Here is a 26,900-nt window from a genome sequence, read left to right as displayed (position 1 = left end):
GCTAACCATAGTTGGCTTCGTAACCGTCGGTCGTCGCGACCACGTCGCCGGCGGACTTGGGCTTACCGCAGCGCCGTTCACATCCGGACCAGTGCTGGGGACCGTCAAGGGGCAGAGTGCCGTTCTCGATGGCCGCCGCCGCATCGCCTCGCACGTCGGCGAGTGCCTTCGCGCAACCGGGGCGCCCGGCGCATGCCGTGACGTGGAGCCAGGGGGAGTGCGCGTCGAAGATCATGCCGAGCGGGGCGAGGACCCGAAGGACGGTGTCCGCGACGCCTTCGTCGAGGTCTGAGATGACAATGCTGCGCCACGGTGTGATCGTGATCGGAGCCTCGACCGCGGCGATGAACTGCGCAAGACGGCTGGACAGCGTGCCGAACTTCAGGCCGCCGGCGAGCGTGACGTGTCCGTCGGGTTGGTCGAACCAGCCGATGGGGTGGTCGGGGGCTTCCACCGTGCGCGGCACGGCAGTTCGGGTGAGCCGGAGGCGCCGGAGGACCTTGGTGGCGCCTTCCTCGACGTCCGACAGCCGCCACTCGTCGGTACGCACCTCACCAAACGCTCTGGCTGCGTTGACAATCGTGTCGACCGGGGCGTTCGTTCTAGCTCCCGAGTCCTGGCCCGCCAAAACGAGCGCAAATCCCGCGGCTGTCGCCTGAACGCCGAAATCGGGTGCCAGCGCCATGATGTCCCCGCGGCCGTCGTCGATTCCGAACAGCACGCGGCCTGGCAGACTTGCGAGTTCCGGTACCGCCTGAAGCGCGGAGTCGAGTTCGGCGATGAGTGGGCGGATGTCCGCCAGACCACCCGATCGTCCCGACAGCGGCGATGCCACGATGTTCCGAATTCGCTCGTGCGTGAGCGAGGGCAGGAGGCCGGCTTCCTGGAGTTCGTGCTGAAGCTGTCCGGCGTCCCGCACGGCGCGAAGTTGGATGTTCCCGCGGGAGGTCAGCTCCATCTCGCCGTTGCCGAGGCTCTCGGCCGCGTGGGCCAGCGCTTCGAGCTGTGCGGCGGTGACGACACCGCCGGGAATGCGGATGCGCGCCAGAGGGCCGTCAGCGGCGTCGTGCAGCTGAATCAGGCCGGGGCAGGCGTCGGGTTCACGAGTCATCGTCTCCGACGTTAGTGCGGATGAAGCTTCACGATCGAGGCGCCCTGGTTGGTCGAGCCATCAGCGATGCGGCGTTCCTGCGATTCCCGTCGCCGAAGCGCGGCATCGGACTCTTTACCGGCCTGAGTGAGCCGTTCATCGATGAGCCACGACATGACGGCTTCGTTGAACTGGCCCTTGCGGATGGAGACGTGAACATCGCCAAGTTCGACCTCCAGCTGCCGAATGAGTGCGTCCTTCTCGGCGATGATGCGTTCGAGATGGTCCAACTCGGCGCGGTGCTTGACCTGGTCTGCGTTCCGCTGCTTGGCCGCCTGGGTCAGTCGATTGAGGTAGAGCGCGGCATGTTCGCGTTGTTGTTGCCCGAGCTTGGCCGGCGTGCTGCCGTAGTGGGGTTTGCAGTATCCGCAGACGACGACGTCGGACTTGGACGTGAAGACGAAGCGCTGTGAAATGGCACAGCACTGGCACTTGAGCGTGTAGTCGGTGTGCAGGCGGTAGGCGTGCAAGGAGCCCTCCCCGGTGGGCGTCGATTAGCCGTGATTCTGCCGTCTTGCGGGGCAAACTCCTCGGATGTGATGGTCAACGTCCGCTAACGACTCGGAGCAGCTTTGGGCCAGCCGAACGTGGCCCCCAATCGGCGCACCCCTTCGGCGATCGTTTCCGGGGTGTTCGTGACGAACGACAGCCGCATCGTCGCCGGATTCGGGTCGCTCGCGTAGAACGCCGGGCCCGGAACGTAGGCGACGCCTTGCTCGACGGCGCGGTTGAGGTTGGCCGCGGTGTCGACCGACCCGCGGAGGTCGACCCAGAGGAACATGCCGCCCTCCGGGTTCGTCGTCGAGGCCGTGTCGGGCAGGACGGACCGCAGTCCCGTGTACATCGCGTCGCGGCGTTCGCGGTAGACCGCGGCAATCCGGCGGATGTGGTCGTCGAGATCGTTGGTGTCGAGATACCGGGCGACCGCGAGTTGGTCGGTGACCGCGGTCTGCAAACCGACGGCCTGCTTCGCGATCTCGATGGTGCGCAGGATCGGCCCCTCCGCCCGCAGCCAGCCGATTCGGACGCCGGGTGCCATGACCTTCGATGCGGAATTGAGCAGAATCGTCTGCGGTCCCAAGCCGGGCAACGCCGCGATGGGCGCGACACGTTCGCCGGAATAGCGCAGCTCACCATAGGGATCGTCTTCGACGAGGGGAGTGCCAGTGCGAACCAGCACGTCCGCGACAGCCTGACGCCGCGCCGCGTCCATCGTGCGGCCGGTCGGGTTCTGGAACGTCGGGATCAGGTACACGAATTTCGGCTGATGCTGCTCGATCGCTTCCTCGAGCGCGGCCGGAAGGACACCGTGATCGTCGGTCTTGACGGGGATCAGCTGAGCACCCGCGAGTGCGAATGCCTGAATCGCCGCAAGATACGTCGGCTGCTCGACCAAGACCACATCGCCCGGCTCGATGAGCACCTGACCGACGAGGTAGATGCCTTCCTGCGAGCCGCTCAGAACCTGCACGTGATCGGGAGTCGTTGGCAGATCGCGTGACAGCCGGGCCGCGATCTGATCGAGCAATTCGGGTTCGCCCTTGGTCGCCGAGTACTGCAGCGCGCGCCGACCGTTGTTCGTCAGGACGTGGTCGAATGCCGCATGAAAGGCGTCCCGATCGATCAGTTCGGCGTCGGGAATTCCGCCGGCGAAGGAGATCACATCGTTGCGGGACAGGATCTTCAGGATGTCGCGGACGGGTGAGGACGTCATGCCCTGTGATCGACGAGCCAAGCGGAAGCGGTCAGCCATTACGAAATTCTGTCAGCGCGACCGCGATGAGGTCTACCTAATTACGGCGCATAGGCTGCAGGGATGATCCTGCTTCTGTCGACGTCTGACACCGACCTCCTCAGTGCCCGGGCCAGTGGTGCGGACTATCGCTGGGCGAACCCGGCCCGGTTGAGTGTGATCGAACTTCCGGAGATGCTGACTGAGGTCGACCTCGTGGTCGTGCGAATCCTCGGCGGTCGCCGGGTGTGGGAAGAGGGACTTGCTGCCCTCATCGAGTCCGGTGTGCCGGTCGTGGCGCTGGGTGGTGAGTACGCGCCGGACGCCGACCTCATGGAGTGTTCGACCGTTCCCGTGGGTGTCGCCGCGCAGGCACACAACTACCTCGCCGAGGGTGGTCCGGAGAACCTCCGGCATCTGCACAACTTCCTGAGCGACACGATTCTGCTCACCGGACACGGCTTCGAAGGGCCCGCGCGCACGCCGACGTGGGGTGTCCTCGAACGCACGACCCGGGTGAACGCCGGCCCCACGGTTGCGGTCATCTACTACCGCGCGCAACATCTGGCGGGGAACACGGCCTACATCGACGCGCTCTGCGAAGCGCTCGAAGGTCAAGGTGCACAGGCGCTTCCGATCTACTGCGCGTCCTTGCGCACGGCCGAGCCGGCCCTCCTCGACACGTTGGCGAAGGCCGACGCGATTGTGGTGACAGTCCTCGCCGCGGGAGGCACGAAGCCGGCACTCGCGAGTGCCGGTGGCAACGACGAATCGTGGGACATCGGTGCACTTGCCGACCTCGACGTGCCGATCCTGCAGGGACTGTGCCTGACGACGGACCGGGCGTCGTGGCTTGCGAACGACGACGGCGTCACGCCGCTCGATGTCGCCACTCAGGTCGCAGTCCCCGAGTTCGACGGCCGCATCATCACGGTGCCGTTCTCGTTCAAAGAGTTCGATGCCGACGGTCTGTCCCGCTACGCGCCCGACCCCGAGCGCGCGAGGCGCGTCGCGGGAATTGCCTCGGCTTGGGCGCGCCTGCGGTACGTCTCGAACGCCGACAAACGAGTTGTGCTGATGCTGTCGGCGTATCCGACGAAGCACGCGCGGATCGGCAACGCCGTCGGCCTCGATACCCCGGCCAGCGTGGTTTTTCTCTTGCGCGCCATGCGCCAGGCCGGATACGACCTCGGCACCGAAGACATCCCCGGCGTCGACACCGACTCATCCGACGATCTCATCCACGCGCTCATCGCGGCCGGTGGCCAGGATCGCGACTGGCTGACGCAGGAACAATTGCGCGGCAACCCCATTCGCGTGGCAGGCGAGCTCTACAGCACGTGGCTGAAGGCGCTTCCCGACGATCTCGTCGCGGCCGTGGAGGAGCATTGGGGCCCGGCTCCCGGCGAACTGTTCGTGGACCAGGACGACATCGTTCTGGCGGCGCTGCGGTTCGGGAACGTGCTGTTGATGATTCAGCCGCCGCGTGGGTTCGGGGAGAACCCGGTTGCGATCTACCACGATCCCGACCTCCCGCCGAGCCATCACTACCTCGCTGCCTACCGCTGGATTGCCGAAGGCTTCGGAGCCCACGCGATGGTGCACGTTGGAAAGCACGGCAACCTCGAATGGCTGCCCGGTAAGACCCTGGGAATGAGCGCTTCGTGCGGTACCGATGCCGCGCTCGGCGATGTTCCGCTCATTTACCCATTCCTCGTCAACGACCCCGGTGAGGGAACGCAGGCCAAACGCCGTGCGCACGCCGTCCTCGTGGACCACCTCATCCCGCCGATGGCCCGGGCGGAGTCCTACGGAGACATCGCCCGACTCGAACAACTTCTCGACGAACACGCGAACGTCGCCGCTTTGGATCCGGCGAAGCTGCCGGCGGTTCGGCAACAGATCTGGACGTTGATGCGGGCCGCGAAGCTCGACCACGATCTCGGACTCGCTGAGCGCCCGGAAGAGGATGTCTTCGACGACATGCTGCTGCACGTCGATGGCTGGCTGTGCGAGATCAAGGACGTGCAGATCCGCGATGGATTGCACATCCTCGGGCAGGCGCCAAGTGGGGATGCCGAGCTTGATCTAGTCCACGCGATTCTGCGTGCTCGCCAGGTGTGGGGCGGCCAAGACCATGTGCCCGGTTTGCGGGAGGCATTGGGCCTCAAGGAATCCGACGACCGGGTTACGACTGACGACATCGATGCGCAGGCGCGGGAACTCCTGGCCGAATTGCAGCGCAATGACTGGAAGGCCGAACCGGCAACCGATGACGTCGGCCGGATTCTCGAGTTCGCCGCTTCTGAGGTCGTCCCGCGCCTGCGGCAGACGACGCTGGAAATCGACCGCATCCTGCACGCACTCAACGGCGGTTTCATCCCAGCCGGGCCGAGCGGGTCGCCGTTGCGCGGCCTGGTGAACGTGCTTCCGACCGGCCGCAACTTCTACTCGGTGGACCCGAAGGCGATTCCGTCGCGATTGGCGTGGGAGACCGGTCAGGCCATGGCCGACTCCCTGATCGACCGATATCTCTCGGATCACGGCGAATACCCACGGTCGGTCGGCTTGTCGGTGTGGGGCACGTCCGCGATGCGCACCGCCGGTGATGACATTGCGGAAGTGTTTGCGCTGTTGGGTGTTCGACCGGAGTGGGACGAGGCGAGCCGCCGCGTCACTGGACTGAAGGCCATTTCCCTGGCCGAACTCGGCCGCCCGCGGATCGACGTCACGGTGCGGATCAGCGGATTCTTCCGCGACGCATTCCCGCACGTACTCGTGATGCTCGACGACGCGGTGCAACTTGTTGCCGGTCTCGATGAAGCGCCGGCGGACAACTACGTCCGCGCGCACGTCGATGCGGACCTTGCCGAACACTCCGATCATCGTCGCGCCACCACCCGGATCTTCGGTAGCAAGCCGGGGACCTACGGTGCGGGCATCCTGCAGCTGATCGAGAGCACCGATTGGCGCTCGGATGCGGATCTGGCCGAGGTCTACACGACGTGGGGCGGATTCGCGTACGGGCGTGGCCTCGATGGCATCCCGGCCGCGGACGACATGCGCGGCGCATACCGCCGCATCGCCGTCGCCGCCAAGAACACGGACACCCGCGAACACGACATCGCCGACTCAGATGACTACTTCCAGTATCACGGCGGAATGGTCGCGACGGTTCGTGCCCTCACTGGCCGGGACCCGGAGGCGTACATCGGCGACTCGACGCGTCCAGAGGCGGTACGCACGCGCACGCTGGCGGAGGAGACGTCACGTGTGTTCCGGGCACGCGTGGTGAATCCGCGCTGGCTGTCGGCGATGCGCCGACATGGCTACAAGGGTGCGTTCGAGATGGCTGCGACGGTCGACTACCTCTTCGGCTACGACGCGACGACCAACGTCGTGGCGGACTGGATGTACGAAAAGCTCACGGAGTCGTATGTCGTCGATGCGGAGAACCAGGAGTTCCTGCGCCAGTCGAACCCGTGGGCGCTGCACGGAATCACCGGGCGACTGCTCGAGGCGGCACAACGAAAGATGTGGGAACAGCCGAGTCCGGAGATGTTGGCCGAATTGAGAACCCTTTATCTCGAAACCGAAGGCGATCTCGAAGGTCGCTGACCGGCCTGAAACGCCAAGAACCGGACCGGCATAATGCCTGGTCCGGTTCTTAAAGTACGGGAATTACTTGCTGCCGAGCAGTGCCTGGACGAGTCCGAGAAGCATTTCGATAAGGGCCTGCATGTCCGTCTCCATTCTTCGGGGGATTTCGCCGTGAATTCCCTGCCGAAGCAATTTGTACCCGTATTCGGAATTCGGCGAAATCGGTAGTTGAAACCGTTGCCAGTCCATGCTTATTCCGTGGCCAATTTGCGATATTGGATGGAGACGATTAGAGCCGTACTCCGAAATGGGATCGAGCGCAACGGGATCCGCAAGGCTCAGTTTCGTAACGACGCGAGAACCGTTCGCTATCGAAATCTCCGCTGATTATCCGTCAACCAGAAGACATGCCACAGTTTCTTACTGTCGGATGTTCGATTTCTAGGTTCGTCGAGCGGCCTCGCCGGTAGAGGGCGAAGGTTTTTGAAGGGAGCAAGAAGATGTCAATCAAGCCATCGAAGCGGATCGTCAAGGGCGCCGCTGGGCTTGCTATCGCCACGGCCATGGTCCTTCCGGGTGTCGCCAGTGCTGCGGACAGCCCGCAGTGCCTGTTGACGTCTGACGGCCAGCTCGCGGTCTGTGGTGTTCCGGACAAGTCGTCGCAGAGTTCAGGCCTGGCAGGCTCGCTCGGGCAGATTCCGTTGATCGGACCTCTGCTCGCATCGCTGTTCGCCAGCTAATACGTACCTCGGTCTGGCGTCAGCGTGAGCTGGCGCCAGACCGATTCGCATTCTTCGCACTTGGATTGGAGTAAGTGGTGCACGCCAAGGTTCGGAAGTACGCGGCAGTGTGTGCGGGGGCAGCCCTCGCCTCATTCGCGATTCCGTTCGTCGCTGAGTCGCCGGCATACGCCGAGGACGCAGCCGTCGCGGCGACCACGGCAGCTCCGATCGCCACGATCGTCAAGCAGGCCGGCGACAATCCCCGGTTCCCGGTCTACTTGGTGCACTCGCCGTCGATGAACCGCGACGTTGGACTGCAGGTGATCCGTGCTGCCGACACCTCTGTGCCGCGTCCCACGCTGTACCTGCTCAACGGTGCCGGCGGCGGCGAGGACAACGCCACCTGGTCGGCGCAGACCGATCTCGCACAGTTCTTCGCGGACAAGAACGTCAACGTGGTCATTCCCGTCGGCGGAAAGTTCAGCTACTACACGGACTGGAAGAACGACGACCCGGTCCTCGGCCGAAACATGTGGACGACGTTCCTGACCAAGGAACTTCCTCCGCTGGTCAACCAGACGCTCAGCACCAACGGCGAGAATGCCATCGCCGGCATCTCGATGGCCGGCGGTTCCGCGCTCGCGCTCGCTGAGTCGGCCCCCGGCTTGTACAAGTCGGTCGGTTCGTTCAGCGGTTGCGCCGAGACGAGCACGCCGATCGGCCGCGAATACGTGAAGATGGTCGTCGAAACCCGTGGGCACGCGAACACCGACAACTTGTGGGGGCCGGTTGGTGACCCGGCCTGGGTGGCGAACGACCCCGTCGTCAACGCCGAAAAGCTGCGTGGCACAACGCTGTACATCTCCAGTGGGACCGGAATACCGGGCGTCCACGACACGGCGTCGGACCCGCGCTTCAAGTCCGGTGACGAACTGGCGCTGGTCAATCAGGTGGTCCTCGGTGGCTTGATCGAATCGGCCGCGAACGGGTGCACCCAGCGCCTCGCGGCCCGCCTCAAGGAACTGAACATCCCGGCCACCTTCGACTTCCGGAAGACCGGATCGCACTCGTGGGGCTACTGGCAGGACGACCTCCACAACGCGTGGCCGACCATCGCAGCCTCGCTCGGGGTCAAGTAACGTGACGACTTTCGCTGAACTCGGCACCGGGAAATACATCCTGCTCACGTCGTTCCGGAAGAACGGCACCGGCGTCTGCACACCCGTCTGGTTCGCGCCGGATGGGGAAGCGTATGTCGTGTGGACGCCGACCGATTCGTGGAAGGTCAAGCGAATTCGCCGGGATTCCCGGGTCACCGTGGCGCGTTGCGACGGACGCGGTAAGCCGTCGGGGAAGACGTTCGAGGCGGTCGCCGAGATTCAAACCGGCGCGGACGCTGAGCGCACCAGGCAGCTGATTGCCAAGCATTACGGACTGCTTGGACGACTCGCGATCGCCGGCAGCAAGCTTCGTCGCGGAAACGACGGAACCGTCGGGATTCGAATCGTTTCGGCTTAGGGGCACCCCTCCCGACCCCGTGGCCTACTGCGCGATGCCCAGGCACCCGGTCTGCCGCGTTGTCCTCGTCGCATATAGCTCCGCTATGTGCTCCTCGTCCGCCTTGCATCCCGCCCACCTGACCACCGCTCGCGACGGCCGGGGGTCGGGAGCGGCGCCCTAGGTCGCGGCGCTGACCGACGACATGTGAAAGTCCGGAATGCGCATCGGCGGCATGGCGGTGCGCGTGAACCAGTCCTTCCATTCGCGGGGGAGCGTTCTCTCCGTGGTGCCGACGTCGGTTGCGCGACGCAGCAGGTCGATCGGGCTTTCGTTGAACCGGAAGTTGTTGACCTCTCCGGCGATCTGTCCGTTCTCGATGAGGTAGACCCCATCGCGGGTGAGCCCGGTGAGCAGCAGCGATGCCGGGTCGACCTCGCGGATGTACCAGAGCGTGGTGAGGAGCAATCCGCGCTCGGTGTTGGCGACCAGGTCGTCGATCGACGCGGACGATCCGACGTTCAAGATCAGGTTGTCCGCGGGGGCGGTGAACGTCGCGCCGAATTCGGCGGCGGTGGCGCGCGGGTAGATCAGATTGCTGATGACGCCGTCGTGGATCCAGTTGGTCCGCCCGACCGCGAGGCCGTTGTCGAACACGGACAGCATGTCCGAGGAGTTCGTCGTCGCGATGAACGGCTCGCACTCGAGGCCCGTGAAGGTGGGGTCCGAGAACAACGTGAGGGGAAGCGTCGACAGCCGTTCGCTGACCCTGGTCTTGCCATCGTGCGCGAACGCGCTGTGGCCCTCGTGGGCGCCCCGGCCCTCCATCGTCCAGTAGAGATAGATCATGAGGTCGGCGACGGCGGACGGCGGCAGGATTGTGTCGTAGCGGCCGGCGGGCAGGTCGACTCGCCGCGTGCACCAATCGAGGCGCTGGGTCAGCTGGGCGAGGAGATCATCGACGTCGACGTCCCGGAAGTCGGCCGTGCCCGCTCCCACCCACGCGCTGGAACCAGTTCTCTTACCGTTGATTTCGATCGATCCGGTGGGCTGTACGTGCGCGCGGCGGAGTCCGGTCGTCGAGCCCAGCCAGGTGTTCACGACCTGGTGATGGGCGAATCCGTACAGTTCGTCGGACGCGGCAAAGCCGGCGGCCAGACCGGGCGTGATCCCGCTGAAAATGTCGATGCTGGTCGTTGCGGGTTCGCTGTCCCAAGCCTCGCCGTCGGCGTCGGGAAGCGGCATCCGATCGGTGGCCGGGGGAGCCGCATTCGCTGCCGCCTCGGCCGCACGCACGACCGCTTCGATGTCGGCGGGATCGACGCTCGTCGAGGTCACGCTCCCGACGCCGCCCTCCGCCGACACCGCGATGACGGTCCATTCGCGACTTTCGGCGATGCCGTTCGTGGTCATCGAGTTGCGGGCCCACCGCAGGGACGCGTCGGTCGAATCGTGAACGATGACCATCGCTTCCGCCGAGCGTGAGTAGGCGAGTGCCCGGTCGACGAGTTCGTGTCCTGGGATCATCACGCTCCTGCCTCCTCGCGTGCGTTGAGAACGTTGACGCCGCGCACAAGCACCGAGGGGCATCCGTGGCTCACTGCAGCGACCTGCCCCGGTTGAGCCTTGCCGCAGTTGAAAGCGCCGCCCAAGCGCCAGGTGCTGGGCCCGCCGACGGCCTCCATCGACCCCCAGAAGTCGGTCGTGGTGGCCTGGTAGGCGACGTCCCGGACCTGACCGGCGAGTTCGCCGTTCCGGATGCGGAAGAACCGCTGCCCGGTGAATTGGAAGTTGTAGCGCTGCATATCGATCGACCAGGAGCGGTCGCCCACGATGTAGAGACCGTCCTCGACTCGGGAGATGAGTTCCGCGGTCGTCGTGTCGCGTTCCGGATCCGGTTGCAGGGAAACGTTCGCCATTCGCTGGATCGGAACGTGGAGCGGTGAGTCGGCGTACGAACAGCCGTTGGATCGGGCAACGCCGAGTCGGGGCGCGAAAGCGCGGTCGAGTTGATAGCCGACGAAGCGGCCATCGCGCACGAGATCCCATTTCTGGCTTGCGACGCCATCGTCGTCGTATCCGACGGACGCGAGGCCGTGTGGTTCGTTGCGGTCGGCGGTGACGGTCATGCATTCCGAGCCGTAGCGCATTGTTCCGAGCTTGTCGGGAGTGGCGAACGACGTCCCGGCGTAGGCCGCTTCGTAGCCGATGGCGCGGTCGTATTCGGTTGCGTGGCCGATGGATTCGTGGATCGTGAGCCACAGGTTGGTGGGATCGATGACGAGGTCGGTGGGTCCGGCGACGACTGTCGGAGCGGCGACCTTCTCCGCGAGCCAGCTGGGGATCTGGGCAAGTTCGCCGTCCCAGTCCCAACCCGTTGTGAGGTACTCCCAGCCGCGCCCGGCGGGTGGTGCGAGCGTCCGCATTGACTCGAACGACCCGCCCGCCACGGTGATTGCGGTGATGTCGGGATGCAGTCGCACGCGTTGCTGAGTGATGCGTGACCCGGCGAGATCGGCGTAGAACGTCTGCTCTTTGACCTGGGAGATTCCGGCGGTGGCATGGTCGACGTCGGGAGTGTCGAGTAGTCGTGAGCTGTAGTCGCGGAGAAGTTCGATCTTGTCGGCGGTGTCCACGGTGAATGGATCGATGTCGTACGGCGATACCCAGCTGACATCCGCGTAGATCGGTTCGTCGGCGAGCGTCACCGGGTCCCGGTTGAGCGGAGACAGTGTGCGGGCCACCTCGCAGGCCTGGCGAGCCACGTCGTGCGCCGCCTCGGCGGACATGCGCGGACTCGCAGCGAATCCCCACGTGCCGTCGACGATGACCCGTACGGCGAATCCGGTGGTCACCGAATCGTTGACGGACTGAACGCGACCGTCTCGCAGCCGAATCGACTGATTGATCAGACGATGCACCCGAACATCGGCATGCGAGGCGCCGAGTGATCGGGCAGTCGACAGGCCGGCATCGGCGATCGCGTCCAAGGGGAGGGCGAGGAAGTCTGCGTCGGGAGTCCGCACGTTGCCCAAACTATCCCCAGAGAGCAGGAAAACCCGCGCGTGGCGCGGGTTTTCCTGCGTTCTGAGAGGCTACGCGGTGAACTGACCGACCGTCGGGACGAGGATCTGGCAGCTCTTGCCCGCCGGCGTCTTGATGCTGCCGAACATGGCGGCCATGATGTGGCCCGAGCCGGTGTTGACGTCCTTGGCGATCATCGGGATGCCGGCGACGTCACCATCGAGCTTTTCGATGCCGTTCTTACCGTTCGACAGGTTGATCCACGCGACTTTGATGTCGGACTGCTTGGGGTCGGCGGCGAACCCCGGTACCGCCTTGAAGAGCACGTGACCGCGGGCGAGGTGCGGAGGCAGCGGCCAGTTCGGGCCACTCATCGCCACGCCGAGCGTGACGCCCATCTTGTCGCCGCCGTCGATGCTGCAGCCGGTGGTGGGCGCCGGGTACATGAACGGCTTCGGGATGCTGATGCCGAATTCCGGATCCACCGGATTTTCGACACCACCGATGGCCGGCTTGATCGCGGAACCGAACAGCTGAGTCACCGCGCTCGTCGCGGCCGGGTCGCCGGCTGATTGATTCAGTAGGGATGTGAAGGGGTTCGATGACACGGGTTGCGTCGTCGCGTCGGGGGCTGCTTGTGCGGCGATCGCACCTGCCACGAAGAGCCCTGCGGTGATGGTGGTGACAGTAGTGATCCGACGGACTGTGCTGAACCTGTCCCGTCGCTTCGCTCGCCCGGTGATACGGCTCATCCTCGACTCCTTTGGGATTAGGGATGTTGACTCGACGATGTTCCGGCCAACTCTCAATGTCAACCTGAGACTTAGGGGCGTTACCGGATCGCTTCCCAAATGGTGTTTCGCGGGTGACCGTTAGCTTGATATGAAGTGAGGTCCGGCACACTTGACCGGTGGCCACACAACTGTTGATCGACGGACGGATATATTCGCCCAGCTCGCCGGGCGCAACCGCCATGGCGGTGACCGATGGCGTGATCGTTTGGCTCGGTTCCGACCGGCCCGGATTGGCACTGCATCCCGACGCGGAGGTCATCCGTCTCGAGGGGGCATTCGTCGCGCCGGCCTTCGTCGACGCACATGTGCACACGACGTCCTTCGGACTTACCCGGACCGGAATCGACCTGTCGGTGGCCCGGAATCGCGAGGAATGCCTGTCGCTGCTCCGCAACGCGGCGTCCGACGTCGTCTGGGCACAAGGTTGGGATGACAGCGCCTGGCCGGACTCGGGACCGTTGACGCAAGCGGAAGTCGACGGCGCGGTGGGGGATCGCGTGGCCTACGTCCCGCGCATCGATGGCCACTCGGCAATCGCCTCGCGCGCCCTGCGGTCGACGGTCGACGGCGACCTCCCCGAGGGCATGCTCACCGCCGATGACCACCATCGTGTCCGAGTGATCGCGCAGACGCTGTTGTCGGTCGAGCAGCGAACCGAGGCACGTACCGCAGCACTCGACCTCGCGGCCTCGCGTGGCGTCGTCTCGGTCCATGAGTGTGGCGGTCCGAAGATCGGGGGATTGATCGATTTCCGCGAGACCCTCACGTTTGACCATGGTGTGAACGTCTACGGACTGTGGGGACAAGCAGTCGAGACGGCGGAGGAAGCACGCATGGTGCTGGCGGAGACGGGGGCGGCGGGGCTCGCGGGGGATCTGTTCGTCGACGGTTCGATCGGTTCGGGGACGGCTGCCTTGAGTGAGCCGTACTCAGACTGCCCGCACTCGACCGGCACGCGATACCTCAGTGACGACGCGGTTCGGCAGCACATCCGGGCCTGCACCGAAGCTTGTGTCCAGGCCGGTTTCCATGCGATCGGAGACGCCGCGATCGGTGCCGTGACCAGGGGTTTCGAAGCGGCGATCGAGGAGTTCGGCAGTGCCGCGGTCGCGGCGTGCCACCACCGGGTCGAGCACGCGGTGATGATCGCGGAGGAGCACATCCGGGTGCTCGCACTCGCCGGTGTCATCGCGAGTGTTCAGCCCGGATTCGAGCACGCATTCGGCGGCGCGAATGGCAGCTACGCGCGACGCATCGGGGCCGATCGAGCGCGAGCAGTGATGCCGTTCGCTCCCATGGTTGCGGCCGGTATTCCGATCGCGATCGGGTCGGATGCGCCGGTCACGCCACTCGATCCGTGGGCGGCAGTGAAAGCCGCGGTCAATCACCGCACGCCTGGTTTCGCGATCTCCCCACGGGCGGCTTTCGGCGGCGCGACGCGCGGCGGATGGCGCGCGGCAGGTGTGCGGGATGGCGTGAGTGGAACGCTCGTGCCCGGAGCGCCGGCGTCGTTCGCGGTATGGGAACCGACCGAGTTGATCGTTTCGACCCCCAAGGACGCCGTGCAGCGTTGGTCGACAGATCCGCGGTCGCTGGTTCCTCCGCTGCCGCCGTTGGGCGCGGATTCAGTCGCACCGCGTTGCCTGCGGACGGTCCGCGCGGGCAGGACGATCTATGCGGCTTGAGTTCATTCCCCAACGCCTCCGGGCGCCGCTGTTGGCGATCCTGGCGGGTGTCCTGCTGTACCTGAGCTTCCCGCCGTACCCGCTGTGGTTCCTCGCTCCGTTCGGGGTCGCGCTGCTGGTTGTCGCCCTGCAGATGGTCGACCGGCTCCGTGCGGGGTTCGGGATCGGATTCCTCGCCGGGTTGGCGTTCTTCCTTCCGTTGCTTCCGTGGACCGGTGTCTACGTCGGACCGGGGCCGTGGATCGCGCTGTCGGTCGCGTGCGCGGTCTACTACGGCCTGTTCGGGCTCCTGAGCCGACTGGTCCTACCACTGCGTGGTTGGCCGGTCTGGATTGCTGCCTGTTGGTCTCTTGCGGAATTCGGGCGGTCGTCCTTCCCGTTCGGCGGATTTCCATGGGGCCGATTGGCGTTCGGCCAGGCCGACGGCTGGCTACTCCCGCTCGCTGCGCTCGGCGGCGCTCCACTCCTGAGCTTCGCCGTGGCGCTCATCGGGGCGTTGGTGGTGTACCTGATTCAGCGCCCTGCTCGGTCTGCGGCCATCATGGCCGTCGCGGGCCTGCTGGCGCCGTTTCTGCTGGCCGGTCTGGCGGTGCTCATGCGTCCGGCCCCGACCGGCCCGACCATCACGGTGGCGGCGATCCAGGGCAGTGTTCCCCGCCTCGGACTCGACTTCAACGCGCAGCGTCGCGCCGTTCTCGACAACCATCTCCGGGAGACCGACAAGTTGGCGGCGGCGGTCCGAGCCGGAACCGCCAGGCACCCGGACATCGTGGTGTGGCCGGAGAACTCGTCGGACATCGACCCGTTCCGGAATCCGGACGCTTATGAGCTGATCAGCGACGAAACCCGGAACATCGATGCACCGATCCTCGTCGGTGCCGTGCTCGTCAACGACAACCTCACAACCTCGAACACGGTCATCGTCTGGGACCCGAAATACGGCCCGCAGGAGCGTCACGACAAGAAGATCATTCAGCCGTTCGGTGAGTACATTCCGTTCCGGTCGTTCTTCGCGTTGTTCTCGGACTACGCCGACAAAGCCGGCAATTTTGTGCCGGGTGATGGCGACGGTGTAGTGCATGCGCGCGGCGTCGCGGTAGGCATCGCGACCTGCTACGAAGTCGTTTTCGACCGTGCCTTCGAGCAGTCCGTGGACAACGGAGCACAGCTGCTCGCGGTACCGACGAACAACGCCACGTTCGGTGACACCGACATGACCTACCAACAGCTCGCGATGTCGAGAGTCCGTGCGGTGGAGCATGATCGGGCTGTGGTGGTCGCCGCAACCAGTGGTGTGAGCGCCGTCATTGCCGCCAATGGCGATGTCATGACACGGTCTGAGCTGTTCGATCCCGCGACACTGATCGCCGACGTGCCTCTGAACACTCACGTCACCCTGGCCAGCCGGCTGGGGCCGACTGTGGAACTTCTGCTGTGCGCCATCGCGATTGGTGCCACGATTTCGGGCACAGCCCAACGGCGGCACGCTTTGCGGGGATAGTCTTCGAGACGAACCGTGAGTGGCTGCGAAGCAAACGGAAGAGGGAAACGTGGACCGCCCCAGCGACAAGACCTTGGTGATCATCCCGACCTATAACGAGCTCGAGAATTTGCCTCTGATCGTCGGTCGACTCCATGCGGCTCTTCCGAACGTCGACGTGCTGGTCGCCGATGACGGCAGCCCGGACGGCACCGGCGACCTGGCCGACAAGCTCGCCGCCGCCGACGAGCGCGGTCGTATCCACGTGATGCACCGCACGGCGAAGGCCGGCCTTGGCGCCGCCTACATCGCCGGGTTCAAGTGGGGCTTCGACAAGGGCTACACCGTGCTCGTCGAGATGGATGCAGACGGCAGCCATGCACCGGAGCAACTCCACCTGCTCCTCGAGGCGGTCGACGAGGGCGCCGACCTCGCTCTCGGGTCGCGCTACATCAAGGGCGGGAAGACCGTGAATTGGCCGTTCAGCCGCCAGTTCATCTCGCGCGGCGGAAACATCTACGCCCGCATCATGCTCGGCGTGAAGATCCGCGACATCACGGGCGGTTTCCGCGCCTTCCGCACGACCTCGCTCCAGCAGGTCGACTTCGACTCGATCGATGCCGTTGGCTACGGATTCCAGATCAGCATGGCCTTCAACTTCTCGCAGATGGGTTTCACCGTCGTCGAGCGTCCGATCACATTCACCGAGCGTGAGATCGGCGAGTCGAAGATGAGTGGCTCGATCGTCAAGGAAGCGATGCTCAAGGTTCCGGTCTGGGGCTGGCAGGCACGCAAGGCCAAGTGGAAGAGCCGCTTCAAGCGTCTCAAGAAGCAGAACGGCTAGTTCGGCCAAGGGTAAGAGTCTCCCGCACGGCGTCTTGTACAAAAGTACACTTTTGTACAAGACAGCTTGCGGGAGACATTGGCTTCCGCAAAGCCTGCCCGACGCGGGGGTGAAGAGGTCGGCCTCCGTCAGCGCGGCTTGATCATCTTGCCGTCGGGGCTGACCAGCCAGAACATCCCCGCGACCCCCTGGCCGTTGATCGAGCCAGGGGAGATGTCGTTGCGGTAGAAGTACACCGGACGGCCATTGACCGTGAGCTGTGGGACTCCGTTGGTGCGATCGTAGATGCCGAGATCGGCGTCGACGCCATCGGCCACCGGAGGCTCAGAGTTCGCGTTCACCGCGGGCCAGTGAATCTCGCACTGGTCGACGCAGGAGCTCGTACCGGTCTTCGGGTCATCGGCGAGGTAGTAGTAGACGGCGCGCCCGGTCGGGGTCACGAGGATGGGTCCCAGTGGCGACTCCATGACGCTCAGGCTCAGCATCTTCGGCAGCGGGATCGAACCGGCGCCGGTTTCTTGCGTGCTCTCCTCGCCAACCACGGGAATCGGTGCCCGCTTGACCTTGGTGGTCGGGGCTGCGCTCGTTGCTTTCGGCGCGTGCGTCGAAGTCGGAATGACCGGTGCGTCGTCGCTGCTGCTGCATGCAGAAAGTGCGGCCGCCACGATGGCGACCGCACTTACGTAATGGGGAGCGCGAACCATGCGCCCTAGATTAGGGCGAAGGTCGAGCGGTTAGCTGCCGCCTCGCCGCTTGCGCAGCAGTTCGAGACGTTCGGCGAGCAGTTCCTCGAGCTCCGGCACGCTACGACGCTCGAGGAGCATGTCCCAGTGCGTACGCGGCGGCTTGACCTTCTTCTGCTCCTGGGTGTTGCCCTCGACGAGGATGCCCTCCATGCCGTTGCGGCATACCCAGGTCGGCGGGATCTCGGCGTCGTCCGCGAAGGGGACGTCGAAGATCAGGCCGTTATCGGTCTTGTACTGCGCGATTCGGCGCGGGGCGAGGTCGTGATCGCGGTCAGTTTCATAGCTGACTGCACCGAGACGACTTCCCCGGAGTACGCGATCTGCCATTCGGCTATCTCCTCTGATGGAAAACTTGCTTCACTGTCTACAACGATAGAAGCCCTTGAATCGTTCCCGGCAGGGAACGGTTGGCCACTAGTTTACCGGCGTGCCGTTGCACTCCCGACGACGGCTGCTATTACGGTTTTGCCCGTGTCTCGCCGACCTCATTCATGCGCCTGGTGCGGGCGTGAAGTAGTCGAGTCCGACATGGGCCGGCGCCGGTTGTACTGCCGGCAATCGTGCCGGCAACGCGCCTACGAACACCGCACGTCGATCAAGGGCACCGCCATCCCGATCGACTCCGTCGTGCTGAGCGCGGACGAAGCGAGCAGCCTCGCCGATCGGGCGTTCGCGGCGCGGTGTGCGGCCGAAGACGTGGCCACGGCGATTCGGGAACGTGCGGATTATTCCGAACTCCTCGAGCTGACTGCGGAACTGGTGTCGCTCGCGCGCGAAGCAGAACGACTCCGATAATCTCCGAACGCCTCGGATAAATTCAGTTCGCTGGTTGACATTTCTACTTGGTGTTTCGAAGATCAACTCAAACTGAGAGAAACCTGATAGTTCGGTGCAAAGTCACTGCGCGTATTTCTGAAATGTTTCAGAACACCGCGGAAATCTTGATTTCGATTCCGCGGACGCGACCGTGATCAAAATTCTGACTCAGACTTCGTGAACCGGAAGATGCACTGTGCGGAGCGATTCGGGGCGGATTCGAATTGGCTTCCACGAGGGCACCTTTGGGTTAGTCGTGGCGAACTGCGGGCCGTGGTCGGCGCAGTGCACTTCGAGGCAGACCGCATCGCCGGGCTGAGTGCTCGGTCTCGGTGCGACCGTCAGATTCAAACGGTCCATAATCTGCGCCCAAAGTCGGGCTTGTTCGCCCTCGGTAACCATGGCTGCAGGCTAGGGCGGTAATAGTCGAACGTCGATAGCCGGACACAAAGATTCAGGAGGAATTCAGGGTGGTTACACGTATTTCTTGGACATCGAGATCTTGATGTTTTAGGCGCCGTTTTATGGGAATCAGGCAGTCGCCAGGTGGGTCAGTTCGCGGGTCGAGAAGCGCTCGACCAGCGCTGGCACCAGGCTGCGCGTGCGGACGTTCCGGAATTTGGCATGCACGGCGGTCACCACGGCGGTGACCGTGGTTTCCGGCAGCTGGGCGTAGTGCTGCTTCAGTCTTTCGATTACGAGGGCCACGTCGCGCTGTTCTTCTCTGGTCACCTGCCGCTCCCGTCTGATCGGTCTCTGTCTGCGGCCAGTCTAACCGATTAGTTGCGCAATTGCGCAAGTGAGAGTCGCGGGTGCGTGTCGGGATGAACCTGCCGGTGTCAGTCCTGGTTCAGTTCGTCGGCTGCGTGCCGCTCGACGAAGAGTGGGACGAAGTCGCGGACACGAGCCGAGTTGTACCGCTCGTGGACCTCCCGGACGGTGGTGACGACGCGATCAGTCGACAGGTGGGAGAAATCGTTCTGCAGGCGTTCGACGACGTTTCCGATCGCGCGTTTCTCTTCATTGGTGATTGCCGCCGGGAAAGACGGTGCGGTTTCGGGCGACATGACTACGACGGTAGGGAGCGAAGGTTAACTCCGACGACTGTTGTGTGACTTCTGACAGTCGGGAATACGCCGATTTGGTGTCGTTAACGGTCTCGCTCCGCGCGCCAACCTGTGAAGTGTCGAAACACATACTTAAGTACGGCGCGTCATGCAGGGTTCCGGGGGTTCCATGTCGCATCGTTCAAACATGGATTTTCTAGTCGACCTCATCACCACCCGGTGGCGGCGGCGCGCTTTCGAACACGCAATGCACATCCACCCCGCCACGCAGTCCAAATTGATTGCCCACAATGCTGACTTCAACCGGCCGCGGGTGGCCGGCTAACTCAAGCCACGGGACTCACCGCGCCTCCAGAATGGACTTCAACTTCTGGAGGTCGTTGGTGTTTGCGCGGCGCATCGCTATTTCCATGAGCCGGCCCATGATCTTTCCGAATCCCGACGGTTCGCCCTGGTTGCGGAGCGTCATCAGAGTCTTTCCGTCGCCGACGGTTGCGAACGTATACGTCGTCTCCATGGGAAACGGCCCGTCCGCGGTCCGCATGACGAACCGGGCGTCGGGAATGACTTCCGCGACCTCGTACGTATAGACGAGCTTCCGGCCGAGGAATTGTGCGGTGAATTCCACGAGCGAGCCCTCGACCGCCGGTTTCGGTGTCTTCCAGTTCACGCCGACGATGTTGACGTACCAGTCGGTGGCATTGTCTGGATCGGACGCGTAGGCGGCGACGACGGAAACCGGACGGTCGATGACGATCTCGGTGAGGACGTTGACGGTCACTCCGTCAGCGTAGGGGCAGGTATCGGTCCAGGACGTCGGACTCCCTGAGGAGCTTTTCCGCATGGTCCATCCGGCCGGCGGCCTGGTACTCCTGCGCAGCCGCTCGACGATCGGCAACCTCGCACTGCAGGATCGTTCGAATGTCGTCCTCGGTGAGGACCTTCCGGGGTGCTTCGGCGGCCCCGAGGGTTCCCGCGAGTTCGATCGCGCTGGCGCGATGGTCGCCGACGGGGACGGATTCCGCGTTGTCGATGGCGGCGATCGCCGAACGCAGGGCCGCCATGGCGGTCTTGTCGCGAGCGCGCATCGCGTCGGTGAGAGCGGTGCGTAGTGCTTGGCGGATTCCGATCATCACACCATTGTTCAATTTGTCCACAAGCTGTCCACCGGATAAACGATTCTGCAGGAGTGCAGGGGATGAGCTTCGCGCCCGGGATCGCGCAGTTTCGCGACTATGACCGCCGGTGGCTGCGTGGCGACCTGATCGGTGGCGTCACGGTCGCTGCGTACCTTGTGCCGCAGGTCATGGCCTACGCCGCGGTGGCGGGAGTGCCGCCGGTCGCGGGACTGTGGGCGGCGTTCGGGCCGCTGATCGTCTACGCCGTGTTCGGCTCGTCCCGGAACCTGTCGGTCGGACCGGAGTCGACCACTGCGCTCATGACGTCGGTCGCCGTCGGTGGCGTCGCGCACGGCGATGGGGAGCGATACGCGACGATCGCGGCGCTCATGGCCGTCATCGTCGGTGTCCTGTGTCTCCTCGCCCGCGTGGTTCGACTCGGGTTCCTCGCTGGTCTGCTCTCGAAGCCGGTTCTCGTCGGATACATGGCCGGAATCGCGCTGATGATGATGTCGAGTCAGCTCGGCAAAATCACCCGCGTCCACGTCGAGGGAGATGGGTTCGTCCCGGAAGTCTCGTCCTTCATCAGCCAGGTCGCGACCGTTCACTGGCCGACGGTCGGGCTGGCGGCCATCGCGTTGACGCTCTTCCTGCTGCTCAGCTGGCGTTGGCCGAAACTGCCCGGTCCGCTCATCGGAATGGTGCTGGCCGCCGCGGTCGTGTGGGTCTTCGGCTTTACCGATAACGGAATCAAGGTGGTCGGTGCGATTCCCGCGGGCCTGCCCGCACCCGGATTCACCGGCGTCGCGTGGTCGGACATACCCGCCCTGATCCTTCCGGCGATCGGCATCACGATCGTCGGCTTCAGCGACAATGTCCTCACCGCACGGGCTTTCGCGCCCAAGGACGCCGCGCCGATCAACGCCAATGCCGAGTTCGCGGCCCTCGGAATGGCCAACATCGCGTCCGGACTGATGCACGGATTCCCGGTCTCATCGAGTGGGAGTCGAACCGCGATCGCGGTCGCGATGGGCAGCCGAACGCAGCTGTACTCGCTGACGGCGATGCTGACGATCGTCGTGGCGCTGACCACGGCACGCGGCGTGTTGGAAGCGTTCCCGACTGCAGCCCTGGGTGCCCTGGTCATTTTCGCCGCGCTGAGATTGATTGAAGTCGGCGAGTTTCGACGCATCGCGAAGTTCCGTCGCGCCGAGTTCGCGATCGCCCTCCTGACGACGTTCGCGGTGCTGGGTCTCGGAGTTCTGTACGGGATCATGACCGCGATCGGGCTCTCGATTCTCGAGCTTCTCCATCGGGTGGCGCGCCCGCACGACGGCATTCTCGGCTACGTGCCCGGGCTCGCCGGAATGCACGACATCGACGACTATCCAGATGCGCGACCGGTCGATGGACTGGTCGTCTATCGCTACGACGCACCGTTGTGCTTCGCGAACGCCGAGGATTTCCGCAGTCGAGCCCTGGCCGCCGTGGATGCGGCGTCGTACCCGGTCAAGTGGTTCGTCATGAATGCCGAGGCGAACGTCGAAGTCGACCTGACGTCGCTGGACATGCTCGACGATCTGCGTCGAGAGCTCAATGAACGAGGCATCACGTTCGCGTTGGCACGCGTGAAACAGGACCTTCGCGAGTCCTTGAAGGCGGCCGGGATGCTCGACCGGATCGACGATTCCTTGATCTTCCCGACACTGCCGACCGCGGTCGAGGCCTTCCATCGCACGGAGGGCTGACCCCTCGGAGCAACCTCACAGGGTTGACACGGCAACGTTCCAGCGCGTGCCCCCAAGGTTGAAGTCATGAATGAATCAGCCTCAATGGACGCGAAGATCCGCTGGATCTGCGTCACCACGCTGTGGGCGGTGATGGCCGCCACGGCTTACTGGTGGGCTGTCGACGGAGGCATTATCGAAATGGGTACGTGGGCCGGTTGGGCCATGTCGACGGGCCGGCTGACCGGCCTGCTCTCGTCGGTTCTGCTACTCGCGCAGGTGCTCATGATTGCGCGCATCCCGTTGGTGGAACGCGCCTTCGGTCAAGACAACCTCGTCTCCAGCCACCGAATTCTGGGCATGTCGTCGATCAGTCTGCTGGTGGCGCACATCGTCCTCATCACCCTCGGCTACGCCGGCGGCGAGATCGGGAATGCGATCGGCGAATTCATCGACCTGACGCTGACCTACCCCGCGATGCTGCTCGCCGTGGCGGGCGCCGTGGCGCTGCTGATGGTCGCGGTCACCAGTGCGCGGGCGGCACGACGCCGGATGCGCTACGAGTCGTGGCACCTTCTCCACCTGTATGCCTACCTCGGTGCCGGACTCGCACTGCCGCACCAACTGTGGACGGGTCAGGAGTTTCTGTCCTCGCCGCGGATCACAGCTCTGTGGTGGGCGGTCTGGGGACTCTCCGCCGCCGCGGTTCTGACCTGGCGCGTGGCCATGCCACTCTGGAAGTCGTTGCGGCACAGCGTCAAGGTCTCGCACGTCGTCAGTGAGGGTCCGGGCGTCACGTCGGTGTACCTCACCGGCCGCAAGCTCGACCGACTCGACGTCGATGCCGGGCAGTTCTTCACGTGGCGGTTCCTGAGCGGGCCGGGATGGTCCCGCGGCAAGCCGTACTCGTTGTCCGCGGCCCCGAGCGCAGACATGCTGCGAATCGGTGTGAAGGCAGTCGGTCCCGCGAGTGCGAGTGTGGCGAACCTGAAGCCGGGGACTCGCGTCGTCTTCGAAGGACCGTTCGGTCGCCTGACCGAGCGCGTTCGGACGCAGCGAAAGGTCGCCTTGATCGGCGCGGGCGTCGGAATGACACCGCTCCGCGCGCTCGCCGAGTCCTTGCCTTATGGCGAGGGGGAGGCCGTGCTGGTGCAGCGCTACTCGGAGCACCCACTGTTCGTGAAGGAGTTCGTGGAACTCGCCAAGCAACGCGGCCTGGGGCTCGTGTGGCTGCCCGGACAGCGTCGATGGTCGGGGTCGATGTTCGGGGCGTACGTCGATCAGCACGACGATGACGCCGCCGCGCTGCGCCGCTTGATCCCGGACATCGCCGAGCGGGACGTCTACCTGTGCGGTCCGCCCGTCTGGACGGACTCAGTCAAGGCCGCTCTCGCTGCGGCCGGCGTTCCGGGCAGCAATGTCCATATCGAATCCTTCGAACTGGTGAGGTCATGAAACGTATTGCACTGTGGCTGTTTTCGACGCTGACGGTGTTGGTTCTGTTGTTCGGCTATCACACGTCGTTGTCGCCGACCGCGTCCACAAACGCGGCGACTGTCGCGTCCGCGCCGGCGGCTTCGGCGGAGAACACCGCGGTGACAAGCGGGGGATCGACCTTCACCGGCGCCGCTGTCGACACCCGCTTCGGTCCGGTCCAGGTGCAGATCACGGTGGCCGACGGGAAGATCACCAACGTCCAGGTTCTGCAGTACCCGTATCAGGACCGCCGCGACCAGGAGATCAACAGCCGCGCGTTGCCGGTCCTCATCGACGAGACGATGAGCGCGCAGTCCGCCGACATCGACATGGTGTCCGGCGCGACTTTCACGTCGAATGGGTACATAGGCTCGCTGCAGTCTGCGATCGATCAGGCGCATCTCGCATGACGACGCACTACGTGGAGCAGATCATGGGGATGCCCGTCACGCTCGCACTGCGCGGTCCGCGGGAGCGCGGATCGGCGGCGCAGACGGTATGGCGGGACGTCGTGTCGTCGCTTCGGGCGGCCGACAAGACGTTCAGCACCTTTCGTCTCGACTCCTGGATTTCGCGGCTCAAGCGCGGCGAAGTCAGCATTCAGGACTGCCCCGCCGATGTTCAGGAAGTGCTCGAACTGGGTGAGCGAGCCCGGCTCGAATCCAAGGGCGCGTTCGACATTCGCTATGCCGGAACGATCGACCCGAGTGGCGTCGTGAAGGGCTGGGCGGTCGAGCGGGCCGCGCGGTGTCTCGAGGGTTTCGGTGCGGATTACTGTCTGTCCGCGGGTGGAGACTTGGTCTGTTGGTCCGACGACGACCCGTGGCGAATCGGGATCGAAAACCCGTTCGCCCCGGAGAAGGTAATGGCGGTCGTCCCGATTCGTGCAGGCGCCGTCGCAACGTCCGGAACGGTTCATCGAGGAGCGCACATCCGCGATCCTCGGACGCGCGATGCGCCGGCCGGGCTCAGCTCGGTGACGGTCATCGGACCGTCGCTGACCTGGGCAGATATCGATGCCACAGCCGCATACGTGCAAGGGTCCGAGGCTCCCCAGTGGCTGGAGACGCGGCCGGGAAGGACCGCGTTCATCGTGTGGGAGGACGGCTCGACGGAGACAGTTTCCGGTCCGGCCGCCGATACCCGCGGCTAGGGTGGACGGATGGATCATGCGGGAATGATCTTGGGGTCTGAACCCAAGTACACGATCGCGGAAGTCGCGGCGCTGGCTGGCGTTCCAGTCGAGCGGGTCGTCGAGATTCGAACCTTGGTGGCGCTGGCCATTCCGACCGCCGACGAGATCGCCTACAACGACGACGACGTTGAAGCAGTTCAAATGCTCACCTTGCTCCGGGAGAGCGGAATCCTCGACGAAGCGACTGAACGCAGCGTCGCCCGCTCTATGGGCCGGTCGCTGGCACGATTAGCGGAGTGGCAGGCCGACCTGGTCTATGACTTCGTGGAATCGAGCGATGGCGGCGTCGACGAGTTGACGGCTATCACGACGCTCATCGAGCCGCTCGAGCGCATTCAGAACATTCTGTGGCGACGACACCTGCTCGATGCCGATGCACGGCGCTCGGGCAACACGGCCGGCGAGGTCGACATGCTCGCGGTCGGCTTCGCGGACGTCGTCGGCTTCACGAGTCTCAGCAGGGGACTCACCCGCCGCCAGCTGAGCGTCTTTCTCGAGAGATTCGAATCAGACGTCGCCGAAACGGTCGGCCGACATGGCGGTCGCATCATCAAGATGATCGGCGACGAAGTGATGTTCGTGGCCGACGAACCGGTGGCCGCCGCGCGCATCGGGCTCGAACTCGCAGCTCGAGAGCGCACCTTCGACGGACGACCGGAACTGCGGGTCGGAGTCGCGTATGGCGCGGTTCTGCGCCAGCTCGGTGACGTGCACGGAACCGTCGTGAACATGGCTGCCCGCCTGACCGCCGTCGCGCGGCCGGGCTCGGTGATGATGGACAACGCCATGGCGACCGCGCTCGAAGGTCACCCGGAGTTCTACGTTCGCGATCTGCGTCGAGTCGACGTCAAGGGTTTCAGTCACCTTCAGCCGTGGCTGCTGCGCCGGCCGAAGCAAGTGGGCGATCCGCCGACCGAGGCGTTCCAGATTCCGCCGGAGCTCCTCGACCGGCGCTGATCAGAACCCGAGTAGGTCGCGGTAAAGCGGCATCTCGTCGGTGCTCGTCGCCTTCTTCACGGCCGGCTCGTACTGAGCGGGCTGACCGGCGATGATCGCGTCGAGGCCCCCGTCCGTCAGCTGAGCCTCGAGCGTGAAGTCGTTGATGACGAACGGTAATCCGTTGGAGGCCAGGGGATCTGGCCCATCCATCACGTGGAAGTGCAGGTGTGGCGCGTCGGTGTTGCCGGAGTTGCCGAGTTTGCCGATGACGTCGCCCTTCGCCAGCTGTTCGCCGACCTTGACCTCGACCCCGTCGCCGGGCATCAGGTGGGCATAGAAGGCATAGCGCCCGTTGCCGAGGTACTGAACGACGTAGTTACCGCCGTACTCGTCGACTTTGAGCCCAGTAGGAGAGGTCCCCGGAACCTGTTCGGGACGATCGTTCTTCACCGCGACAATCGGTCCGTCGGCGACCGCGTGGATATCGTCACCGTGGTAGGCGTAGCTCGCGATGTTGGCCTTGTCGCCGGTGAACAGAAGTCCCTGGTCGTTCAGTTGCACGAAGTCGATGGCGAAGCGCTCAGGGGCGTAGAGGTTGCCGTTGAGCGGACTGAGCGCCGTGCGGTGCGGAGTCGCGGTGGTGCAGCAGCCGTTGCCGTCGACCCAGTGAGTTCCGCGCAGCGGCGATGAGATGACGACCGGATCGATCATCCGCACATGGGTGTCGGCCACGTTCTCGGTCAGCGTCTTCGGGTACAGCGGCTCGGAGGCATTCAGCACTTCGAGTTCGATGGCGTGCGTGATGTCCCGTGGGACATCAGCTTCGGAATTCACCGCGACATCCATCCACACCAACGCGGATTGGCCAGGTCCGAGGACGGCCCCGGGTGGCTTGCTGAATGCCGGCCCGCCGTCGGTAATGCCGCTCGGGGGCTGTGCTCCAAGGACTCGAATCGCGGGGGTCAGGGATTCACCCGAAAGATTCTGCAGCGTCGTGTCCCCGGCCATGGCACGGACCGAATGCACTGCGATCGGCTGGGAAAGGATGTTCAGCATCTGCACCTCATAAGCGAGGTGGAACTTTCCGTCCGTACCCTTCACCGGTTGCGGCGCCGACGGAACAAATGCGGACAGCGGGGTGAATACCGCCTGCGCGGTTTTCGAGGCCGGGTTGTCGGCTTGTTGTTTCCCACCGCCGGAGTTGCCGTCGTTCTGCGAACAACCGCTCAGCGCAACAAACAAAACTGCTGCTGCCGCAATCGCGGCTCCCCGCTGTGTATGCACGAAT

At 64.5% G+C, this 26,900-nt stretch carries 27 protein-coding genes; 13 read left to right on the top strand and 14 right to left on the bottom strand.

The features are described 5' to 3' along the window. Window position 1: 1 nt before the first annotated feature. The 3 genes from cobG to F600_RS28950 all read right to left on the bottom strand — a co-directional run bounded on the left by cobG (window position 2) and on the right by F600_RS28950 (window position 2,903). Window positions 2-1,111: a precorrin-3B synthase gene (gene cobG / locus F600_RS0118740; RefSeq protein WP_018162181.1), complete on the bottom strand. Its 1,110-nt coding sequence runs from the start codon at window positions 1,109-1,111 to the stop codon at window positions 2-4. An 11-nt stretch (window positions 1,112-1,122) separates the two neighbouring features. Beyond that, window positions 1,123-1,620: a hypothetical protein gene (locus F600_RS0118735; protein WP_018162180.1), complete on the bottom strand. Its 498-nt coding sequence runs from the start codon at window positions 1,618-1,620 to the stop codon at window positions 1,123-1,125. Between the two features lie 83 nt (window positions 1,621-1,703). Continuing rightward, complete coding sequence (locus F600_RS28950) at window positions 1,704-2,903, bottom strand: aminotransferase-like domain-containing protein (protein ID WP_051090851.1); 1,200 nt, start codon at window positions 2,901-2,903, stop codon at window positions 1,704-1,706. A gap of 63 nt (window positions 2,904-2,966) precedes the next feature. On the opposite strand from F600_RS28950, the gene cobN reads away from it, so the two are divergent. Next, window positions 2,967-6,500 carry a cobaltochelatase subunit CobN gene (cobN, locus tag F600_RS0118725; RefSeq protein WP_018162178.1) on the top strand — a complete coding sequence of 1,178 codons (3,534 nt, stop codon included), beginning with the start codon at window positions 2,967-2,969 and terminating at the stop codon, window positions 6,498-6,500. Window positions 6,501-6,563: 63 nt separating this feature from the next. On the opposite strand, the gene F600_RS31715 is transcribed toward cobN, so the two are convergent. Beyond that, window positions 6,564-6,731, bottom strand: a complete 168-nt coding sequence (locus F600_RS31715; RefSeq protein WP_018162177.1) for a hypothetical protein — start codon at window positions 6,729-6,731, stop codon at window positions 6,564-6,566. A 251-nt stretch (window positions 6,732-6,982) separates the two neighbouring features. On the opposite strand from F600_RS31715, the gene F600_RS0118715 reads away from it, so the two are divergent. The 3 genes from F600_RS0118715 to F600_RS0118705 all read left to right on the top strand — a co-directional run bounded on the left by F600_RS0118715 (window position 6,983) and on the right by F600_RS0118705 (window position 8,722). Beyond that, window positions 6,983-7,222, top strand: a complete 240-nt coding sequence (locus tag F600_RS0118715) for a hypothetical protein (RefSeq protein WP_018162176.1) — start codon at window positions 6,983-6,985, stop codon at window positions 7,220-7,222. Window positions 7,223-7,296: 74 nt separating this feature from the next. Next, a complete protein-coding gene (locus F600_RS0118710; RefSeq protein ID WP_018162175.1) occupies window positions 7,297-8,343 on the top strand; it encodes an alpha/beta hydrolase in 1,047 nt (348 codons plus the stop codon). 1 nt (window position 8,344) lies between these two features. After that, a complete protein-coding gene (locus tag F600_RS0118705; RefSeq protein WP_018162174.1) occupies window positions 8,345-8,722 on the top strand; it encodes a PPOX class F420-dependent oxidoreductase in 378 nt (125 codons plus the stop codon). Window positions 8,723-8,881: 159 nt separating this feature from the next. Here the strand turns inward: F600_RS0118705 and F600_RS0118700 are convergent, their stop codons facing one another. The 3 genes from F600_RS0118700 to F600_RS28945 form a co-directional block, all read right to left on the bottom strand. Then, window positions 8,882-10,228, bottom strand: coding sequence for a metallopeptidase TldD-related protein (locus F600_RS0118700; protein WP_018162173.1), 1,347 nt, complete (start codon window positions 10,226-10,228; stop codon window positions 8,882-8,884). Beyond that, window positions 10,228-11,727 (bottom strand): TldD/PmbA family protein, encoded by a 1,500-nt coding sequence (locus F600_RS0118695; protein ID WP_018162172.1) that lies wholly within the window; start codon window positions 11,725-11,727, stop codon window positions 10,228-10,230. The genes F600_RS0118700 and F600_RS0118695 overlap by 1 nt, the downstream gene beginning before the upstream one ends. 69 nt (window positions 11,728-11,796) lie before the next feature. Then, a complete protein-coding gene (locus tag F600_RS28945) occupies window positions 11,797-12,477 on the bottom strand; it encodes a hypothetical protein (protein ID WP_018162171.1) in 681 nt (226 codons plus the stop codon). Window positions 12,478-12,635: 158 nt separating this feature from the next. On the opposite strand from F600_RS28945, the gene F600_RS0118685 reads away from it, so the two are divergent. The 3 genes from F600_RS0118685 to F600_RS0118675 all read left to right on the top strand — a co-directional run bounded on the left by F600_RS0118685 (window position 12,636) and on the right by F600_RS0118675 (window position 16,528). Beyond that, window positions 12,636-14,204 carry an amidohydrolase gene (locus F600_RS0118685; RefSeq protein WP_026306695.1) on the top strand — a complete coding sequence of 523 codons (1,569 nt, stop codon included), beginning with the start codon at window positions 12,636-12,638 and terminating at the stop codon, window positions 14,202-14,204. Next, a complete protein-coding gene (lnt, locus tag F600_RS0118680; protein WP_018162169.1) occupies window positions 14,194-15,705 on the top strand; it encodes an apolipoprotein N-acyltransferase in 1,512 nt (503 codons plus the stop codon). The genes F600_RS0118685 and lnt overlap by 11 nt, the downstream gene beginning before the upstream one ends. 76 nt (window positions 15,706-15,781) lie before the next feature. Then, window positions 15,782-16,528: a polyprenol monophosphomannose synthase gene (locus tag F600_RS0118675; protein ID WP_051090873.1), complete on the top strand. Its 747-nt coding sequence runs from the start codon at window positions 15,782-15,784 to the stop codon at window positions 16,526-16,528. Between the two features lie 128 nt (window positions 16,529-16,656). Here the strand turns inward: F600_RS0118675 and F600_RS30655 are convergent, their stop codons facing one another. Further along, window positions 16,657-17,232, bottom strand: coding sequence for a COG4315 family predicted lipoprotein (locus F600_RS30655; protein WP_018162167.1), 576 nt, complete (start codon window positions 17,230-17,232; stop codon window positions 16,657-16,659). A 30-nt stretch (window positions 17,233-17,262) separates the two neighbouring features. Next, window positions 17,263-17,601, bottom strand: a complete 339-nt coding sequence (locus F600_RS0118665; RefSeq protein ID WP_018162166.1) for an RNA polymerase-binding protein RbpA — start codon at window positions 17,599-17,601, stop codon at window positions 17,263-17,265. A gap of 201 nt (window positions 17,602-17,802) precedes the next feature. Between F600_RS0118665 and F600_RS0118660 the strand changes: the two genes are divergently transcribed. Continuing rightward, entirely contained in the window at window positions 17,803-18,069 is a 267-nt protein-coding gene (locus F600_RS0118660; protein WP_018162165.1) for a hypothetical protein, read from the top strand. 552 nt (window positions 18,070-18,621) lie between these two features. Here the strand turns inward: F600_RS0118660 and F600_RS0118650 are convergent. The 4 genes from F600_RS0118650 to F600_RS0118630 all read right to left on the bottom strand — a co-directional run bounded on the left by F600_RS0118650 (window position 18,622) and on the right by F600_RS0118630 (window position 20,290). Then, window positions 18,622-18,822, bottom strand: a complete 201-nt coding sequence (locus F600_RS0118650) for a three-helix bundle dimerization domain-containing protein (protein ID WP_018162163.1) — start codon at window positions 18,820-18,822, stop codon at window positions 18,622-18,624. A 107-nt stretch (window positions 18,823-18,929) separates the two neighbouring features. Next, on the bottom strand, window positions 18,930-19,157 hold the full coding sequence (locus tag F600_RS0118645) for a three-helix bundle dimerization domain-containing protein (protein ID WP_018162162.1): 228 nt from the start codon (window positions 19,155-19,157) through the stop codon (window positions 18,930-18,932). Between the two features lie 340 nt (window positions 19,158-19,497). Further along, window positions 19,498-19,938 (bottom strand): SRPBCC family protein, encoded by a 441-nt coding sequence (locus tag F600_RS0118635; RefSeq protein ID WP_018162160.1) that lies wholly within the window; start codon window positions 19,936-19,938, stop codon window positions 19,498-19,500. Window positions 19,939-19,942: 4 nt separating this feature from the next. Beyond that, window positions 19,943-20,290, bottom strand: a complete 348-nt coding sequence (locus F600_RS0118630) for a GatB/YqeY domain-containing protein (RefSeq protein WP_051090872.1) — start codon at window positions 20,288-20,290, stop codon at window positions 19,943-19,945. A gap of 65 nt (window positions 20,291-20,355) precedes the next feature. On the opposite strand from F600_RS0118630, the gene F600_RS0118625 reads away from it, so the two are divergent. The 5 genes from F600_RS0118625 to F600_RS28935 all read left to right on the top strand — a co-directional run bounded on the left by F600_RS0118625 (window position 20,356) and on the right by F600_RS28935 (window position 25,630). Next, the gene (locus tag F600_RS0118625; RefSeq protein ID WP_018162158.1) at window positions 20,356-22,023 is read left to right on the top strand and encodes a SulP family inorganic anion transporter; all 1,668 of its coding nucleotides are present in this window, start codon (window positions 20,356-20,358) and stop codon (window positions 22,021-22,023) included. A 66-nt stretch (window positions 22,024-22,089) separates the two neighbouring features. Further along, on the top strand, window positions 22,090-23,457 hold the full coding sequence (locus F600_RS0118620) for a ferredoxin reductase family protein (protein ID WP_211220089.1): 1,368 nt from the start codon (window positions 22,090-22,092) through the stop codon (window positions 23,455-23,457). After that, window positions 23,454-23,888: an FMN-binding protein gene (locus F600_RS0118615; protein WP_018162156.1), complete on the top strand. Its 435-nt coding sequence runs from the start codon at window positions 23,454-23,456 to the stop codon at window positions 23,886-23,888. Before F600_RS0118620 ends, F600_RS0118615 begins: the two co-directional genes overlap by 4 nt. Continuing rightward, window positions 23,885-24,631 (top strand): FAD:protein FMN transferase, encoded by a 747-nt coding sequence (locus F600_RS0118610; RefSeq protein ID WP_018162155.1) that lies wholly within the window; start codon window positions 23,885-23,887, stop codon window positions 24,629-24,631. Before F600_RS0118615 ends, F600_RS0118610 begins: the two co-directional genes overlap by 4 nt. Window positions 24,632-24,640: 9 nt before the next feature. Next, the gene (locus F600_RS28935; protein ID WP_018162154.1) at window positions 24,641-25,630 is read left to right on the top strand and encodes an adenylate/guanylate cyclase domain-containing protein; all 990 of its coding nucleotides are present in this window, start codon (window positions 24,641-24,643) and stop codon (window positions 25,628-25,630) included. On the opposite strand, the gene F600_RS0118600 is transcribed toward F600_RS28935, so the two are convergent. Beyond that, the gene (locus F600_RS0118600) at window positions 25,631-26,896 is read right to left on the bottom strand and encodes a M23 family metallopeptidase (protein WP_040631835.1); all 1,266 of its coding nucleotides are present in this window, start codon (window positions 26,894-26,896) and stop codon (window positions 25,631-25,633) included. Window positions 26,897-26,900 lie beyond the last annotated feature (4 nt).

Source organism: Smaragdicoccus niigatensis DSM 44881 = NBRC 103563 (genome assembly GCF_000380645.1).
In the GTDB taxonomy this organism is placed as follows: Bacteria; Actinomycetota; Actinomycetes; order Mycobacteriales; family Mycobacteriaceae; genus Smaragdicoccus; species Smaragdicoccus niigatensis.
The sequence above is the reverse complement of the archived record's forward strand: the minus strand, read 5'-3'. Positions and strand labels throughout refer to the sequence as shown.